Origin of the sequence: Luteimonas sp. MJ250, from assembly GCF_039548455.1 — a bacterium.
Classification (GTDB): Bacteria; Pseudomonadota; Gammaproteobacteria; order Xanthomonadales; family Xanthomonadaceae; genus Luteimonas.
Genome location: NZ_JBCLVB010000010.1, coordinates 397660 through 413474 on the forward strand (window position 1 = coordinate 397660; position 15815 = coordinate 413474).

Below are 15815 nucleotides of genomic sequence, written 5' to 3' on the forward strand. Positions count from 1 at the left end.
GAACGTGGCCCGTGAGGTGGCCGCGGCGTTGGTTATGCTTCAAGGGAGGCGTCGCTGCCGCCACGCCCTGCCCTGAGGACTACACATGGATCGTCGCCGCTTCCTTGGCGTGAGTGGAGCTGCCGCCGCGTCGCCGATGTTGGCCGCACTCGGCGGCACACCCGCCACGGCAAGCGCCACCGCGACATTGTTCAAGCGCGTGAACTTCGCGTCCGACGGGCTTGGGCTCGCCCCCGCCGAGTACGCAGCACTGCTGGGCGAGGTCGTGGCGGAGGACGGTTTCGAACCGGACTACTACTCACAAGGCGGCGTCATCCGTGAACTGGAACGCAAGTTCGCCCGGCTGCTCGGCAAGGAAGACGCGATCTACCTGCCCACCGGAACGCTGGCGAACCACCTCGCGGTGCGCAAGCTCGCCGGGGACGATCGTCGCGCGCTCGTGCAGGCGGAAAGCCACTTCTACAACGACAGCGGCGACTGCGCGCAGACCCTGAGCGGTCTGAACCTCGTGCCCTTGGCCGAAGGAGGCAGCACCCTTCCCGTCGAGGACGTGGAGCGCTGGCTGGCGCGCTCTGACACCGGTCGGGTCGAGACCCGCGTCGGCGTGATCGCCATCGAGTCCCCGGTGCGTCGGCGCCATCACGAAATGGCCGACTTCGATCAACTCCGCCGCGTCAGCAGCCTCGCCCGCGAGCGCGGCATCCGCCTGCACCTGGACGGGGCGCGGATGTTCAACCTGCCGCTCCACTCGGGCAAGAGCCTCCACGAGTACAGCGCGCTGTTCGACACCGTGTACGTCTCGCTGTGGAAGCACTTCAACGCCGCCTCCGGCGCGATCCTCGCAGGCGATGCCGGCTTCATCGAGGGCCTCTACCACCAGCGGCGCATGTTCGGCGGCGCCCTGCCCCATGCCTGGCCGTCGGCCGCGGTGGCGTTGCGGTTCGTCGCCGGCTACCTGGAGGACTACGCGAAGTCCTGGCAGGTCGCTGACCGGCTGATCGCACTGCTGCAGGACGACCGCCGGTTCTCGTTCGAGAAGCTCCCGCAGGGCACCAGCCGGTTCTTCATGACGGTGACCGGGGTAGGCGCTGACCTGCTCCGCGAACGCCTCGCGAAGCAGGATGTCGTGCTGTCCTACGGCCACCCGGACACCGGCCGGTTCGCGATGGAGGTGAACGCGTCGCTGCTGCGGGTATCGGCGGAAACCCTGGCCGGGAAGTTCGTCGAAGCGGCTGGGAGTTGAGCGGGGCGGGCCCGGCCCCAGCAGGCTGTCGGCCGCCGCGCGCATCCCGATGCCCGAGCCGAGCCCGTCCGGACCTAGCCCGAGATCTCCCGAAGCGCCCGCACCGCCCGATAGACTTCATCGCTCGTATTCACCGGACTCGGCGCCAGCCGCTTTGCAAGCCAACGCAGCCTCTCAAAGGCGTGCCAAAATTTCCGCCCTCTTCCCAGCAAACTCTTCGGGGTTGATCAGTTCGGCCTCAAGCAATTTTTTCAGCTGCGCCAGCGCCGCCAATGGATCCTCACCAGTTGTCGGCGTTGAAGTAGGCGCGGATAACGGCACGGGTGCGTGAACCACGACCCCGCCGGCGGAGGCTCGCATCTTCTCTAGCTCTACCTGCTGCCTCTTTTCGTATGCCTGCTCCTCAATCTGCTGGGCGTACGAATAGACGCGCCGCGCCTGCTTCTTCGGTAGGCTTTCAATAGCGACGATTTTACCCGTGGTGGTCTTGCAGGTCAGGGTTGCGCCGAGCATCTGCTCGCTCATGTGCACATTGTCGACCTCACGCCACGGAAAATCTTGGAACTTCATCCCGAACATACTTGGCTGCACCAAGACAAAGCGCTTATTGGTGAGCACAATCGCGTCGGGAGAAATGTTGACAACAAACTTCTTCTGCACTGCGATGTACTCGACGGCTTCGTCCTTCGTGAGAAGCTCCGAAACCTTTGGCAGGATCTTCCGAACCGCCGTCTCGTCTTGCTCGTCTGACAGGAACTGGCTGATCGATTGCATATCTCGTCCTTGTTGGATGTGTCGTGCTCGCTCGGAATGGGCACTAGCGCCCTCCTCAGCCCGATGGCCGAATTACGATGTAAGCAAGGAGTAGGCCAAACCCGGCCACCTGCAGCTATGAGCAGCGCTCTATCAGCCTGCCAGCCTAAGCACGACGCCTTCGGATCGCTCATCGGCCTTGAACTGGCCGCTCCAGCCCATGCAGCGCCGAATGGCCTGCCAGGTAGTGTCAGAGCCGTGACCCGTGAGAAGCACGCTATTGGTCTCAAAGCTGCCTCCGGCGCGCGCATGGACATGGCTACAGCGGCGACCCACTCGGCGGGGCGTGGGCGCGTTGGAAGCTCCACCACCTGTTCGAGGCAGCTAAGATCGCCCCAGGCAGGGGAGATCATGGATATGAAACTTCAAGAGACGGGCGTTAGAACGAACGGCCAGGCAGCCAGTGGGGAGAGCTCGGAATGAAGTGGCACATGTTCATCGGTCATGCGGTGTTCCTAAGCTCCCTCTTCGTGACCGCCCTCATCATTCTTCTGTTCAAGGTTCTTCGTGCTGCCCGCCAGCGGCGTTCTCCGCTTCATGGAAAGCAGATCGGACACGTCCCTGGTCAACAGCTCCTCGACAGAATTGACGACGCAGATCGCGAATCCACATTCGGCTATGACGTCATGATCATGGCGCTCCCGATGCTTTTTCTGGTCTGGGCATCGATGCGCATTGACTGGCAGACGGTCAAGTTCGGTGCTGCCGAAGCAGGCTTCTTCGCCGGATGGCTCCTGATGCTCGCCTACGGCTTCTGGCAGTTCAGTCGCCACGCGCTACGCAAAGTGCAGGCACGGGACGGGCTGGTTGCCGAGCGCGTGACCGGGATGCAGCTCAACCGCCTCGTTGCAAATGGCTGCCTCGTCCTGCACGACCTCCCCTGCGGGGACTTCAATATCGATCACGTGGTGATCGCGCCACGCGGCGTCTACGCGATCGAAACCAAATCATTCCGGAAGCCGAAGTCGGGTTCGACCGCTGGCCCCGACAAGGTCCAGTTCGACGGCGCAATGCTCAAGTTCAGCGACTTCGCGACAAAGGCACCGATCGAACAGGCGCAGCGGCAGGCGAAGTTCCTGGCCTCGTTCATCAAGGAAAGTCTTGGGGAGTCGATTCCCGTCACACCAGCGGTCTCGCTTCCGGGCTGGTTCATCGAAAAAACGACTAGCGCAAGATCCAACGTCTTCGTGTTCACTCCAATGGGCCGAGGATACGAATGGTTCTCCTATGGGGATGAGGTGCTCCCACCCCAGACACGCACGCTCATCGCGAAGGCGCTTGCGCTGCGATATCCAACAGTGGAATAGCCCCGACGATTACAAATCGCAGTTCGGTGACAGTGCGACGTCCCACTTGCCCGCCGCTGTCTGCATTCGGCTCACCATCATCTCCACTGAGCCCCACTCGCTGAGGGTCAAGTCTTCGCGCTTGGCCGGCCGCAGTCCTAGAAACTCATGAAAGGCGTGGTCAAGGTCCGAGGGGTTTTCGCCCACAGACTCCCAGTGGGCCTCGCACAACGCCGGGACGCCGATCTGCTCGGCCACGAACTGATCTGCCCATTCCAGACAGCGACGAATGGCGCCTTCTGCGTGCGCATCCTGCCCCGAGAGCAACAGGCGCCCCGCCGTCTTGAAGTTGCCTGCGTCCCGGTACACGTACTCGAACACTGTGAACTTTCCTTCCATGAAGCCCTCCTCCCAAGTCCTGCGAACGGGAGGAGGCTAAGAGTTAGCGGTCTCATCGCCTGCGAAGGGCCCGATGATTTTCGTCTCCAACCTGCTAGCCTGGCCGCCATATGTCAGGACTCTTTCGCGGGCTCTACGAGCAATTGGTCACCGAAGGGCTCGAAGAGGCTCTGTCGGCGTTGGACCCGAAGCATCGTGCCCAGCGTGTCGATCTCCACCCGGAGGAGGCCGCCGACCGGATTGCGTTCCATCTAGCCGCTCTCGTCCGCCGCAGCGTTGCCGCGCTCGACGCCCGCCAGCGCACTGAGGTCGGAGCCCGCCTTGCACGCGAGGTGACCCGGCTGTTGGCCGCCGAGAGCAAGGGCGTCGACGCCACTGACGCTCTCTCAGCAACCGGCGACGTTCTCCGCGCCATTGGCGCGCTCCGCCCCGACGGCCAGCCCCAGGGCGTCACGCTCCCGGCAACCCCGCTCCTCGACACCACGCTGCTGACCAATGCTCCCGGTGAGCCACGTATCGGTTTCCAGCTCAACTCTGAAGTAGCGTCAGCCGACCGCATCGACGTCCTGATGGCCTTCGTACGCCGGACGGGCATCCGACCGATGCTCGATCTCTTGCGGCGGCACGTTGACGACGGGCGCCCATTGCGCCTCCTGACCACCACGTACACCAACTCAACCGAGCTCGCCGCGCTCGAATCCCTGCGCGACCTCGGCGCTCAGATCCGGGTGTCGTACGACACATCCAGCACCCGGCTCCATGCCAAGGCCTGGCTGTTTCACCGCCATACTGGTTTCTCCACCGCCTACATCGGGTCGTCAAACCTGACCTACTCTGCCCAAGTTACGGGCCTTGAGTGGAACGTACGGGTATCCGGAGCCCGTAACCCCGACGTCATCGACAAGTTCTCGGCGGTCTTCGAAAGCTATTGGCAAAACGACGATTTCCGGGAGTTTGACGCCGAGGAGTTCCGCGAGCTCACCAAGACGCGAGCCGATGGCCCGCGGATCTACCTAAGCCCCGTCGAAATTCGCCCGGAGCCGTTTCAGTCACGCCTGCTGGAGCTGATCGAGCTCTCTCGCCTACAGGGCCACCACCGGAACCTGCTGGTCTCGGCGACCGGCACGGGAAAAACGGTCATGGCCGCCTTGGACTACCAGCGGCTGCGGAAACGCCTGCCTCGCTCGAGGCTGCTGTTCGTCGCCCACCGGAAGGAGATCCTTGACCAGAGCCTGGCCACCTTCAGGCACGCGCTCCGCGATGCAGCCTTTGGCGAGCTGTGGGTGGGCCGCGACCGCCCTACCCACTTCGAGCATGTGTTCGCCTCCATCCAAAGCCTCAGCGCCCAAGGACTCGTGAACCTGCCGGCCGATCACTTCGATGTGGTAATCATCGACGAGTTCCACCATGCGGCAGCGCCTACCTACAAGGCGCTCTTGGACCACCTACTGCCGCGAGAGCTGCTCGGTTTAACCGCCACGCCCGAGCGCGGCGATGACGAGCCCATCCTGCAATGGTTCGGTGGCCGGATTGCCGCTGAGCTGCGGCTCTGGGATGCGATCGACCAGCACCGGCTGGTGCCGTTTGCCTACTACGGGATCGCCGACGGCGCCGACTATCGAAACGTCAGCTGGCGCCGAGGGCGCGGGTACGACCCGCAGGAACTAAGCCAGCTCGTCACCGGCGACCACATCCTGGCGCGACGGATCATCGCCAACGCGCTCAAGACGGTCCCCAACCCGGGCACCATGCGCGCGCTCGGGTTCTGCGTCTCCGTGGCGCATGCAAGATTCATGGCGCAGCAATTCAACGCCGCCAACCTTCCCGCCGTGGCAGTTTCAGCTGACACCCCGCGCCAAGAGCGAGAGCAGGCGCTGCAAGCACTGGCGGCGGGGGATGTCCGCATCGTCTTCTCGGTAGATCTCTTCAACGAGGGCGTCGATATCCCTTCGGTCGACACCCTATTGCTGCTGAGGCCCACCGACAGCCCCACCGTGTTCCTGCAGCAACTTGGACGCGGGCTGCGGCGCGAGCCCAGCAAGAGCGTCTGCACCGTGCTGGATTTCGTCGGCCAGCATCGCAAAGAGTTCCGGATGCACCGTCGTTACGCCGCCCTGCTTGGGGGGAGCCGGAAACAGATCGAGCGCACCATTGAAGAAGGCTTCCCGTTCTTGCCGAGCGGATGCCACATGCAGCTCGACGCCGTGGCCTCGAAACATGTGCTGGAGAATATCCGTCAGAGCCTCCCGAACACCTGGCCCGCCCGGGCGCAGGAGCTCCGGCGCGTCGCCGAGGCTGACCCGACGGTCACGCTGAAGAACTTCCTCAACCAGACCGGGATCGAGCTGGAGGATGTTTACGCCAACAACAGGAGCTGGTCCGATCTTCTTGAAGCCGGTGGCGTTGCCACGCTTCCTGGCGGCCCTCATGAAACACCGTTGCGCCGGGCGCTCGGGCGCCTGCTTCATATCGACGACGCTCTGCGCATCGAACACTACCGGACTTTCTCCGAAAGCCCGACGGCGCCTGACGTTGGCAAACTGGACATTCGGACGCGTCGACTGCTCCACATGCTCGCAACCGTCCTCACCGAGACCGTGCTGAAAAGTGATGAGACGCTGCAGGAAGCCGCCGACCTCATCTGGGCACATCCGCAAGTCCTGGCCGAGCTGTGCCAGCTGCTAGAAGTGTTGGCCGACCGCGTCGAGCATGTGCAGCAACCTCTTTCGACGCACCCCGACGTTCCCCTTTGCGTCCACGCTAGATACACCCGCCGAGAAGCGCTGGCCGCATTCGCGAGCCTAGGTGAGCTCAAAGTGCCCGAGTGGCGGGAAGGCGTGCGGTGGCTTGCAGAGGCGCGAGTCGACTTGTTGGCCTTTACTTTGGACAAGACCAGCGGCCACTTTTCACCTACGACCCGCTACCGCGACTACGCAATCAGCGAGACGCTCCTACATTGGGAAAGCCAGTCTGGAACTCGCGAAACTAGCGAGACAGGACAGCGCTACCAGACTCACGAGAAAAACGGCAGCGCAGTGCTGCCATTCGCTCGTTTGACTAGTGATCAGCGAGCCTTTTGGCTTCTGGGTCCGGCAACCTATGTAAGCCACGAAGGTGAGCGACCACTGGCCATTACTTGGCGCCTTTCGCACGGACTTCCCGGGGATCTATTCGCCAGCTTTGGCGCGGCGATTTCTTAGACGCGATTTCAACAGGCATCCTGTGAGCAACTTCGCAGAATGTCATCGCCGGCCTGCTGTTCTTCCGGTTTGGGAAACGGTTCTTGGGGACGCCACTCTAAAGCTGGCTGCGTTCAGCAGGCGACAAATCAATCTGTCGACCTCCTGCGGAGAACCTCCCTCTCCAAAGCGTCGTTAATAGCAACTTTCTCATCCCGAAGTCCCAGCTTCCTATAAAGGCTGCTGATCATTTCCTTTGACCGTTCCACGTTGCCCGCCCGGGCCTCCTCCATGCTTTGATAGAGCGTTAGCGTTAGCTGCGCAGTACGATCGTTCACCTTTTCAAACTCGATGCGTGCGGCATCGTAGAGAGCTCTTCCGTGCTCGACCTCATTCCGCCTGTACTTCAAAAGACCGCTCGTAGCCATCCAAACCGCGTGCTCACGCGGATCGGCCTTCGAGCCGCTCATCTTAATAAATTCCCCTTCAGCTCGAGCCAAATCTCCACTCATGGCTAGCGCTACGACATAATTGTTTCTAAGCGAATCACTGTCAGGATTCCTTCCAAGGCCAAACTCCGCAATCTTCAGCGATCGGACATAATCATGCATGAAAGTAGCAGCTACGAATGACCCCTGAAGCGCTGGAACAACAGAGTATGGCTCTTCATTGAGCCAGAGAACGGCGTTCTCGACCGCAGCTCCCCAGTCCCCCTCATAGAACGCCCCCCAGCACTTAGCCTCAAAAGCACCCGCAGTCGCTGCAATAGCCTCTTTCGTAACGACGTCAGTGCGCAATCTCGGGGACAACCATACCGCCTGCGCTAGAGCATTTTCCGTCGCATCAACCCCAGACTCCCTCGCTATTATCTTTGCTCGCTTCATCTTTCCGCCGCGCAACTCCTGCGTAGCGAGAGCCATTCCTAGCTCTGACGAATGCAAGTGTCCAGTTCCCAAACGTTGAAGAGCGCGTCGCGCCGCAGCGATGAAGACGCTTTCCTGGCCAGAAGCCTGGGACACTGCGATGTGCGCAGACAGCAACCATGGGTCGACTGAAAAACTCTGCGCCCGCTTTAGAACACTCAAGGCCCTTTCGGGGTCGTGATGATGCATGAATAGTCTCGACGCGCCCCTAGCAATTAGCCGATGCGAACCACTCACTTTGAGCGCCGCCAACATCGCTCTCTCCGACTTCTCTTTCTCGCCTATAAGGTTGTAGGCGTACGACAGATCATTCCATAGGAATCCGTTACTTGGGCTGGACGACAGTCTGGATTTCAAGTTGGAAATATATGGATTGATGACTTGCACATCACCTGCGTCGACCAGCTCGACTTCGTTTCGCTTGGCCTCAAGTCCACTGACGCGCATCGCCAAATCTTGCAGCGCGCGCGGCATCTTGTCTTCGAGCTTCACGACCTCAGCGGCGAGGGCCGCAAGATGGGAATTTCTCCCCTCCACTACGGCGATCGAAAACAGATCCGCTAACAAACCTGCGGTGCGTTCTTCACGCCACTCGAGATAAGCACGGTCAAACCACGTCTCTCTAGATGTATGAATGACTTCCTTAGACGAAAGGGAAGACGATTCTGGAGATCGTTCGAATGAACTTGAAACACGCCACCGAGGGATAACGGAGCGGTTGCCTTCGCCAGGTACTAAACTCACTTCTTTACTACCGTTTTCATTTCGTACTGCGCTCGACGACGAAGCGAACCAAGACGGGACACATACCGGCGCACATCGTATTGCTTGTTCGACTGCCCGATCCAACGTGGATCGCCTCGCCGCTGCGGATCAGGCTCACACAGCTGCCGGATTATAGCGATCGTCTCATCCGAGTGCCTTCCTTCGAGTGATGCCGCAATTTCATCAAAGGCCCTCGAATATGCATCAACTACAAATGGCAGCACTTCGCGATATGTGCCTCTCCATGTGAGCGCATGCTTCTCCTCAGGTATGAATGAGCTTACTATCGCGTTCATGCTTGCGCCCGAGAAAAGGAAGACAACTAAACTTCCTAGTGAATACAAATCCGCTGCCACTCGAGCAACGACCCAATCGTCGCTCTTCTCTCCATAGGTGAGTTCTGGGGGCGCAACGGACCAGCCGCCTGCCACGCGGAGCCCGTCACGAGGTCCGCCAAGCCCCTTCCTTGACGCACATCCGAGATCGGAAATTTTGAAAGATCCATCCCGCAGAAAGGTCAGAACATTTGAGGGCTTAATATCTTGGTGAGCAACTTGAGCATAATGCAACTGCTCAAGACCCAGCGCGACCTCATGCAGGATTCCAAATATCCATTCAACCTTAATTTGATCAAACCCAATTATGGTCTTGCGGATATCCCCATCAGCAGGCTCAAATAATAGATAAGGAACTCGCCCGAGCTGAGTATTGTCGACGCGAACATAACCGCTATCAAGTGCGCGGACGACCTTAGTCATCTTCTTCTTTTCGCAAATATCCAGCAGATCCTGCTCGAATCGAAACGCATCAACTGACTTGGCAATAGCCTCGAGTTGATTTTCCTCCTGAAGCGCTTTGGAAAAGTCGAGTGCTTTTAAGAAGGCCACCGACCCATCTTCATCTTTGCTTGCCAGATAGCCAATTGAAAACGACCCGCCGGTCTGGCCATCTAATCTTTCAACTCTCTCGAGCACCCGCCACCCTGACTCTAGCTCCAGCCCCACCAAACGTGCGGCGGGCGGCAGCTCTATATCGTCAAAATCAGCAAGATTCATTCCTCCCCCTCCATCGAATCACATATTCCGCCGATACTCCCCACCCACGTCATAAAGCGCATGGCTGATCTGCCCCAGGCTATGCGTCTTCACCGCCTCCATCAGCGCCTCGAACACATTCCTGCGTTCCCGCGCCGTCTTCTGCAGGTAACCCAGGCCGCGCCCGTCATGCGGCTCCGTCGCCGCCGCGGCATCGTCCTCCACCACGTGCGCATGCTCGGTCTCCCCGACCGGCGCAAGCACGTTGCGGGCCGTCTGCCACAGTCGCACGTTCTCGATCTGCTGCCCCTTCTCTTCCTCCGTTGAGCGGATCAGCTCGATCTCGGTGGTCACTTCGCCCGCGTGCTCCTTCGGCAGGAATGTATTCACGCCCACCAGCGGCAGGCTGCCGTCGTGCTTCTTGTGTTCGTAGTACAGGCTCTCTTCCTGGATCTTGCCGCGCTGGTACATGGTGTCCATGGCGCCCAGCACGCCGCCGCGCTCGCTGATGGCTTCGAACTCCTTGTACACGGCCTCTTCCACCAGGTCGGTCAGGTAGTCGACGGCAAAGCTGCCCTGCCAGGGGTTCTCGATGAAGTTGAGCCCCAGCTCCTTGTTGATGATCATCTGGATGGCCACGGCGCGGCGCACGCTTTCTTCGGTGGGCGTGGTGATGGCTTCGTCGTAGGCGTTGGTGTGCAGGCTGTTGGCGTTGTCGAACAGGGCGTACAGGGCCTGCAGGGTGGTGCGGATGTCGTTGAACTGGATCTCCTGCGCGTGCAGGCTCCGGCCGCTGGTCTGGATGTGGTACTTCATCATCTGGCTGCGGTCGTTGGCGCCGTAGCGCTCGCGCATGGCGCGCGCCCAGATGCGGCGGGCCACGCGACCGATGACGGTGTACTCGGGGTCCATGCCGTTGGAGAAGAAGAACGACAGGTTGGGCGCGAAGTCGTCGATCTTCATGCCGCGCGCCAGGTAGTACTCGACGATGGTGAAGCCGTTGCTGAGGGTGAAAGCCAGCTGGCTGATCGGGTTCGCCCCGGCTTCGGCGATGTGGTAGCCGGAGATCGACACCGAGTAGAAGTTGCGGACCTTCTGGTCCACGAAGTACTGCTGGATGTCGCCCATCATGCGCAGGGCAAACTCGGTGCTGAAGATGCAGGTGTTCTGCGCCTGGTCCTCTTTCAGGATGTCGGCCTGCACGGTGCCGCGCACGGTGGCCAGCGTCTCGGCCTTGATGCGGGCGTAGGTGTCGGCGTCCACCAGCTGGTCGCCGGTCATGCCGAGGAAGGCCAGGCCCAGGCCGTCGTTGGTGGGCGGCAGCTCGCCGTAGTACTTCGGGCGCTCGCGGCCTTCGAAGAAGGCGTCGATCTTCTTCTGTGCCTCCGCCCAGCGGGCGTCGTCGGCCTTCAGGTGCTTCTCCACCTGCTGGTCGATGGCGCAGTTCATGAACATCGCCAGGATCATCGGCGCGGGGCCGTTGATGGTCATCGAGACGCTGGTGGTGGGCGCGCACAGGTCGAAGCCGGAATACAGCTTCTTCATGTCGTCCAGCGTGGGGATGTTGACGCCGGAGTTGCCGATCTTGCCGTAGATGTCCGGGCGCGGCGCGGGGTCTTCGCCATACAGGGTGACGCTGTCAAACGCGGTGGACAGGCGCGCGGCGGGCTGGCCGACCGAGAGGTAGTGGAAGCGGCGGTTGGTGCGCTCGGGCGTGCCTTCGCCGGCGAACATGCGGATCGGGTCCTCGCCGGTGCGGCGGTAGGGGTACACGCCGCCGGTGTAGGGGTAGCTGCCCGGCAGGTTCTCCTTGCCCAGGAACACCAGCAGCTCGCCCCAGCTCTTGTAGGTGGGGGCGGCGATTTTCGGGATCGGCTGGTGGCTGAGGGATTCGCGATAGTTCTCGACGCGGATGGACTTGTTGCGGACCTGGTATTCGGTGACCTCGTCGGTGATGGACTTGAGGCGGGCGGGCCAGTCGCGGAGGTTGCGGAGGTTTTCGCTGGTCAGCGACTGGACGGCGTCGTTGTAGCGCTGGCGCAGGGTCAGGAGAGTGCGGTCCCCCTCACCCACCAGGTCGTCGCCGCTGTAGAGGTCCAGGGCCTTGGGGAGCTTGTCGTCGCCGAGTTCGTGCAGGGACTGCCAGAAGGACTGGGCGCGGTCGGCGGCTTCGGCCTGCTTTTCAATGCTCGCGTTGATCGCCCTGCCCTGCTCGGCGATCTCGGCCAGGTAGCGGATCCGGGCGCCGGGGATGAGGACGGTGGCGCGGGGTTCGCGCAGGCTGGTGTCGACGCTGGGATTGAAGTCGCAGCGCGCACCTGCTCCTGCAGGCTTCGCGGCTATAGCCCCGCCCACAGTCGCTTCGCCAAGGACTTTTTCGCGCAGCAGGCGGCACAGGTTGGCGAACATCCAGCTCACGCCGGGGTCGTTGAACTGGCTGGCGATCGTCGGATACACCGGCACGTCTTCGTCGGCCGTCTGGAACGCGACGCGGTTGCGCTTCCACTGCTTGCGGATGTCACGCAGGGCGTCTTCGGCGCCGCGCTTGTCGTACTTGTTGAGCACGATCAGCTCGGCGTAGTCGATCATGTCGATCTTCTCGAGCTGGCTGGCGGCGCCGTAGTCGCTGGTCATGACGTACATCGGGAAGTCGACCAGGTCCACGATCTCCGAGTCCGACTGGCCGATGCCGGCGGTCTCCACGATCACCAGGTCGTAGCCCAGGCCCTTCAAAAACCCGATGCAGTCCTTCAGCACGGCATTGGTCGCCACGTTCTGGCGGCGGGTGGCCATGGAGCGCATGTACACGCGGTGCGAGCGCAGCGAGTTCATGCGGATGCGGTCGCCCAGCAGCGCGCCGCCGGTGCGGCGGCGGGTCGGGTCGACCGAGATCACCGCGATGCGCATCTCCGGGAAGCTGGCCAGGAAGCGGTTCAGCAGCTCGTCGGTCACCGAGCTCTTGCCGGCGCCGCCGGTACCGGTGATGCCGATTACCGGCGTCGGGCCGGCATGCCCGGCCGCGCCGGACGCCCACTGCTTGCGCAGCATGGCGAGCTCGCTCTCGGAATACGTACCGTCTTCCAGCGCCGACAGCACGCGGCCGATGGCGATCTCGTCCTCCAGCGCCGGGCGCGTGGTGGCGACCTCGGCCGCCTCGGCGGCGCGGGCGTCGCGGGCGCCGGAGACGCGCTTCACCACGTCCTCGATCATCTCCACCAGGCCCAGCTTCATGCCGTCGTTGGGGTGGTAGATGCGCTCGACGCCGTAGTCCTGCAGCTCGCGGATCTCTTCCGGGGTGATGGTGCCGCCGCCGCCGCCGACCACGCGGATATGGCCGGCGTCGCGCTCGCGCAGCATGTCGACCATGTACTTCATGTACTCGACGTGCCCGCCCTGGTAGCTGGACAGGGCGATGCCGTCGGCGTCTTCCTGCAGCGCGGCGCGCACCACGTCTTCCACCGAGCGGTTGTGGCCGAGGTGGATGACCTCCGCGCCCTGGGCCTGGATCAGCCGCCGCATGATGTTGATGGCGGCGTCGTGGCCGTCGAACAGGCTGGCGGCGGTGACGAAGCGGAGCGGCGGCCGCGCGTCGGCACTGGCGCTGGCGGAGCGGAGCTGGCTGGCGGGGGTGCTCATGCTGAACTCGACTGCTTGGAACGGATGCCCCGATTGTAGCGTCCGGGCCCCCGGCCCTGCCCCGCGCCCCCGACGAACCGGCCCAGGCCATGGGCGCCGGCCCGGAGCTGGCGGCGATCGCCCACGACGGGCACGACCGCGTCTACGCGATGCCGCTGCGCTAGTCCTCCGCGCCGGCCAGCGCGCCCAGCTCTTCTTCCAGCCGCGACAGCAGCGGGCGCATGCGCGCCAGGCGCTCGCGCCCGGGGCGCGAGCCGGCGAGCAGGTCGGCCAGGCGGCGCAGGCGCGCGGCCTGGTCGCGGGCCTCGACGCCCATGAGCCGGTCGTCGGCGTCGCGTCCGCGCGAGTGCACCGCGGGCGCGGCTGGCAGGTGGCGGTCGATCACCAGCCGCAGGCGCTGGGCGAGTTCGATGTCGCGGGCGGTCCAGGGCGCCGAGGTGCCGAGCACCTGCTCCTCCCAGGCGGCGAAGCTGGTGCGCGGGCCGATGCGGCCGCCGTCGGGGTCGATCTGGAAGGGCTGGTCCGGACGGCCGGCCCAGCGCACGGTCTGGCGCTGTTCGCGGCGGAACAGCAGCAGCCAGTCGTTGTGGGCGGCGCCCAGCGGCAGTGCGAGCAGGCCGGCGGCCTCGGGCGTGGGCGCGCCGCTCCAGTCGTGGCCGACATGGGTCCAGCCGGGCGCGGCGCGGCCGCGGTCGCGGGCCCACTTCAGTGCGGCGTCCACGCCCTCGGCCTGGGGCACGCTGCCGCAGGTGTGCAGCGTGCCGTCCAGGTACAGCGCTGCGCCATCTGCGGGCATCGCCGCCAGCACGGCGTCCAGCTGCGCTGGCAGCGCGGCGACGGGGTCGGCGACGCCGTGCAGCAGGTGCTCGAGCGCGTCGCGGCGCTCGCGAATGGCGTCCTCGCGGCGCACGCGGGCGCGCAGTTCGCGCGCGTCGAGGATCATCGAGACGTGGCGACCAAGCATGTCCAGGGCGCGACGGGCGCGTGCGCTCACCGGGCGCGGCTCGTGGTGGTGGCAGGCCACCAGGCCCCACAGCCGCCCGTCCACCACCAGCGAAACCGACATCGAGGCCGCAACGCTCATGTTGCGCAGGTACTCCAGGTGCACCGGCGACACCGCGCGCAGCACGTCGAAGCTCATGTCCAGCGGCACCTCGAGCGAGGGGTGCTGGTGCACGGGCACGGGCGCGTGCTGCACCTCGGCGATCACCCGCACGCGGTTGTGCACGTACAGCGCGCGCGCCTGCGGCGGGATGTCCGACGCGGGATAGCGCAGGCCGAGGTAGGACGCGAGCGGGCCTGCCAGGGATTCAGCCACCACCTCGCCGGTGCCGTCGGGCAGGAACCGGTACACCATCACCCGCGCATGGCCGGACACCGCCTGCACCTGCCGTGCCACCGCCTTGAGCACGTCGCCGCCGGCCGCCGCGGCGTCGATCCGGGCGATGGCGGCATGGCCGTCGCCGCTGTCCATCAGCGGCGCCAGCGCAGGCTCGAGCTCCACGTGCACCAGCTCGCCGGACCCGTGCGCGGACACTTCGTGCAGCGCACCCATCGGGCCGACGTTGGTCATGCCCACGAAGCGCGAGGCGCCGGCCTCGCGCGGCACCAGCACCGCTTCCACGGCTTGGCGGGTGGTGCCGTCGAGCAGTTCGTCCACCGGCTGGCCGAGCAGCGCGTCGATGCCGGGCGCCTCGAACAGCGCCGCGGCATTGGCCGAGGCCGCCACCAGCTGGCGCGTGTGGGCATGGAACACCAGCAGCACGCCGGGGGGCTGGACGCCGCCAATGATGTGGATGGGCTCGGCGCCGCAGGCGTCGAGGGCGCGCTGGAATTCGGGGGGGAGCGTCATGCGGGGCGTCCTTCGCGGGCAAGTGCGGCGGCGACGAGGGCGAAGCCGTGCGCGGCACCGCGCAGGGCACCGGGCAGGCCGTCGGGCGACAGGGTGCCGACGGCGGCGCGGAAGCGCGGCCAGCGGCCGGGGTCGCCGAGGTGGCGATCGAGGAAGCCGCGCGGCAGCGGGCCCTCGGCGGGCGTGCGCGGCAGCGCGGCGACATCGCGCGCCAGCAGGCGGGCGCCGAGCGCGGAGCCTTCCATCACGTAGCAGCCGCCGAGCCATTCCTCGGGGCTGGCATGGGCGGTGGGGGTGTCGATGGCGTCGGGCGCGCCGAGCGCGCGGAGATCGGCGGCGATGCAGGCGGCGCGGCCGGGGTCGCGCCAGCAGGCCAGGTGCGGCGGCCAGTCGTCGCGCCACGCGACGTCGAGCCAGTGCGCGAGCGGCAGCAGCGAACGGAGGTAGCGACGGTAGTCGTCGAGGCTGCGCAGGCCGCCGTCGAAGGCACCGTCGATGGCGAGGTGCGCCGGGCGCGTTGCGTTGCGAAGCGCGGCCAGGGTGGCCGCGCGGGGGGAGTCGGTGCGTGGTGCCATACAGGAGCCTGAAGGGCGCGGGTTCCACGCCGGTGGCCGGAATCTAAGCACAGCCGATGCGCGCCGCGGTGAATCGCGACGGCGCCCCGTTCAGGCTTCGCCGCCGAGCG

The 15815-nt window shown here is 64.2% G+C and carries 10 protein-coding genes; 3 read left to right on the forward strand and 7 right to left on the reverse strand.

Annotation, left to right across the window (positions count from 1 at the left end):
• Positions 1–85: 85 nt before the first annotated feature.
• Complete coding sequence (locus WCE37_RS05490; protein WP_343278467.1) at positions 86–1243, forward strand: beta-eliminating lyase-related protein; 1158 nt, start codon at positions 86–88, stop codon at positions 1241–1243.
• Between the two features lie 174 nt (positions 1244–1417).
• Here WCE37_RS05490 and WCE37_RS05495 read toward each other — a convergent pair whose 3' ends face one another.
• Positions 1418–2017 carry a PH domain-containing protein gene (locus tag WCE37_RS05495; RefSeq protein WP_343278469.1) on the reverse strand — a complete coding sequence of 200 codons (600 nt, stop codon included), beginning with the start codon at positions 2015–2017 and terminating at the stop codon, positions 1418–1420.
• Between the two features lie 458 nt (positions 2018–2475).
• Here WCE37_RS05495 and WCE37_RS05500 point away from each other — a divergent pair, with 458 nt between their 5' ends.
• Positions 2476–3363: a nuclease-related domain-containing protein gene (locus WCE37_RS05500; RefSeq protein WP_343278470.1), complete on the forward strand. Its 888-nt coding sequence runs from the start codon at positions 2476–2478 to the stop codon at positions 3361–3363.
• A 9-nt stretch (positions 3364–3372) separates the two neighbouring features.
• On the opposite strand, the gene WCE37_RS05505 is transcribed toward WCE37_RS05500, so the two are convergent.
• On the reverse strand, positions 3373–3741 hold the full coding sequence (locus tag WCE37_RS05505; protein ID WP_343278471.1) for a hypothetical protein: 369 nt from the start codon (positions 3739–3741) through the stop codon (positions 3373–3375).
• Positions 3742–3851: 110 nt separating this feature from the next.
• On the opposite strand from WCE37_RS05505, the gene WCE37_RS05510 reads away from it, so the two are divergent.
• Positions 3852–6941: a DUF3427 domain-containing protein gene (locus tag WCE37_RS05510; RefSeq protein ID WP_343278472.1), complete on the forward strand. Its 3090-nt coding sequence runs from the start codon at positions 3852–3854 to the stop codon at positions 6939–6941.
• A 128-nt stretch (positions 6942–7069) separates the two neighbouring features.
• Here the strand turns inward: WCE37_RS05510 and WCE37_RS05515 are convergent, their stop codons facing one another.
• The 5 genes from WCE37_RS05515 to WCE37_RS05535 form a co-directional block, all read right to left on the reverse strand.
• Positions 7070–8410 (reverse strand): hypothetical protein, encoded by a 1341-nt coding sequence (locus WCE37_RS05515; RefSeq protein ID WP_343278473.1) that lies wholly within the window; start codon positions 8408–8410, stop codon positions 7070–7072.
• A gap of 173 nt (positions 8411–8583) precedes the next feature.
• Positions 8584–9663 carry a protein kinase gene (locus tag WCE37_RS05520; RefSeq protein WP_343278474.1) on the reverse strand — a complete coding sequence of 360 codons (1080 nt, stop codon included), beginning with the start codon at positions 9661–9663 and terminating at the stop codon, positions 8584–8586.
• Between the two features lie 18 nt (positions 9664–9681).
• Positions 9682–13278 (reverse strand): methylmalonyl-CoA mutase family protein, encoded by a 3597-nt coding sequence (locus tag WCE37_RS05525; RefSeq protein WP_343278475.1) that lies wholly within the window; start codon positions 13276–13278, stop codon positions 9682–9684.
• A 160-nt stretch (positions 13279–13438) separates the two neighbouring features.
• Positions 13439–15130, reverse strand: a complete 1692-nt coding sequence (locus WCE37_RS05530) for a GAF domain-containing protein (protein ID WP_343278476.1) — start codon at positions 15128–15130, stop codon at positions 13439–13441.
• A complete protein-coding gene (locus WCE37_RS05535) occupies positions 15127–15705 on the reverse strand; it encodes a biliverdin-producing heme oxygenase (protein WP_343275931.1) in 579 nt (192 codons plus the stop codon). Before WCE37_RS05535 ends, WCE37_RS05530 begins: the two co-directional genes overlap by 4 nt.
• Positions 15706–15815: the final 110 nt, after the last annotated feature.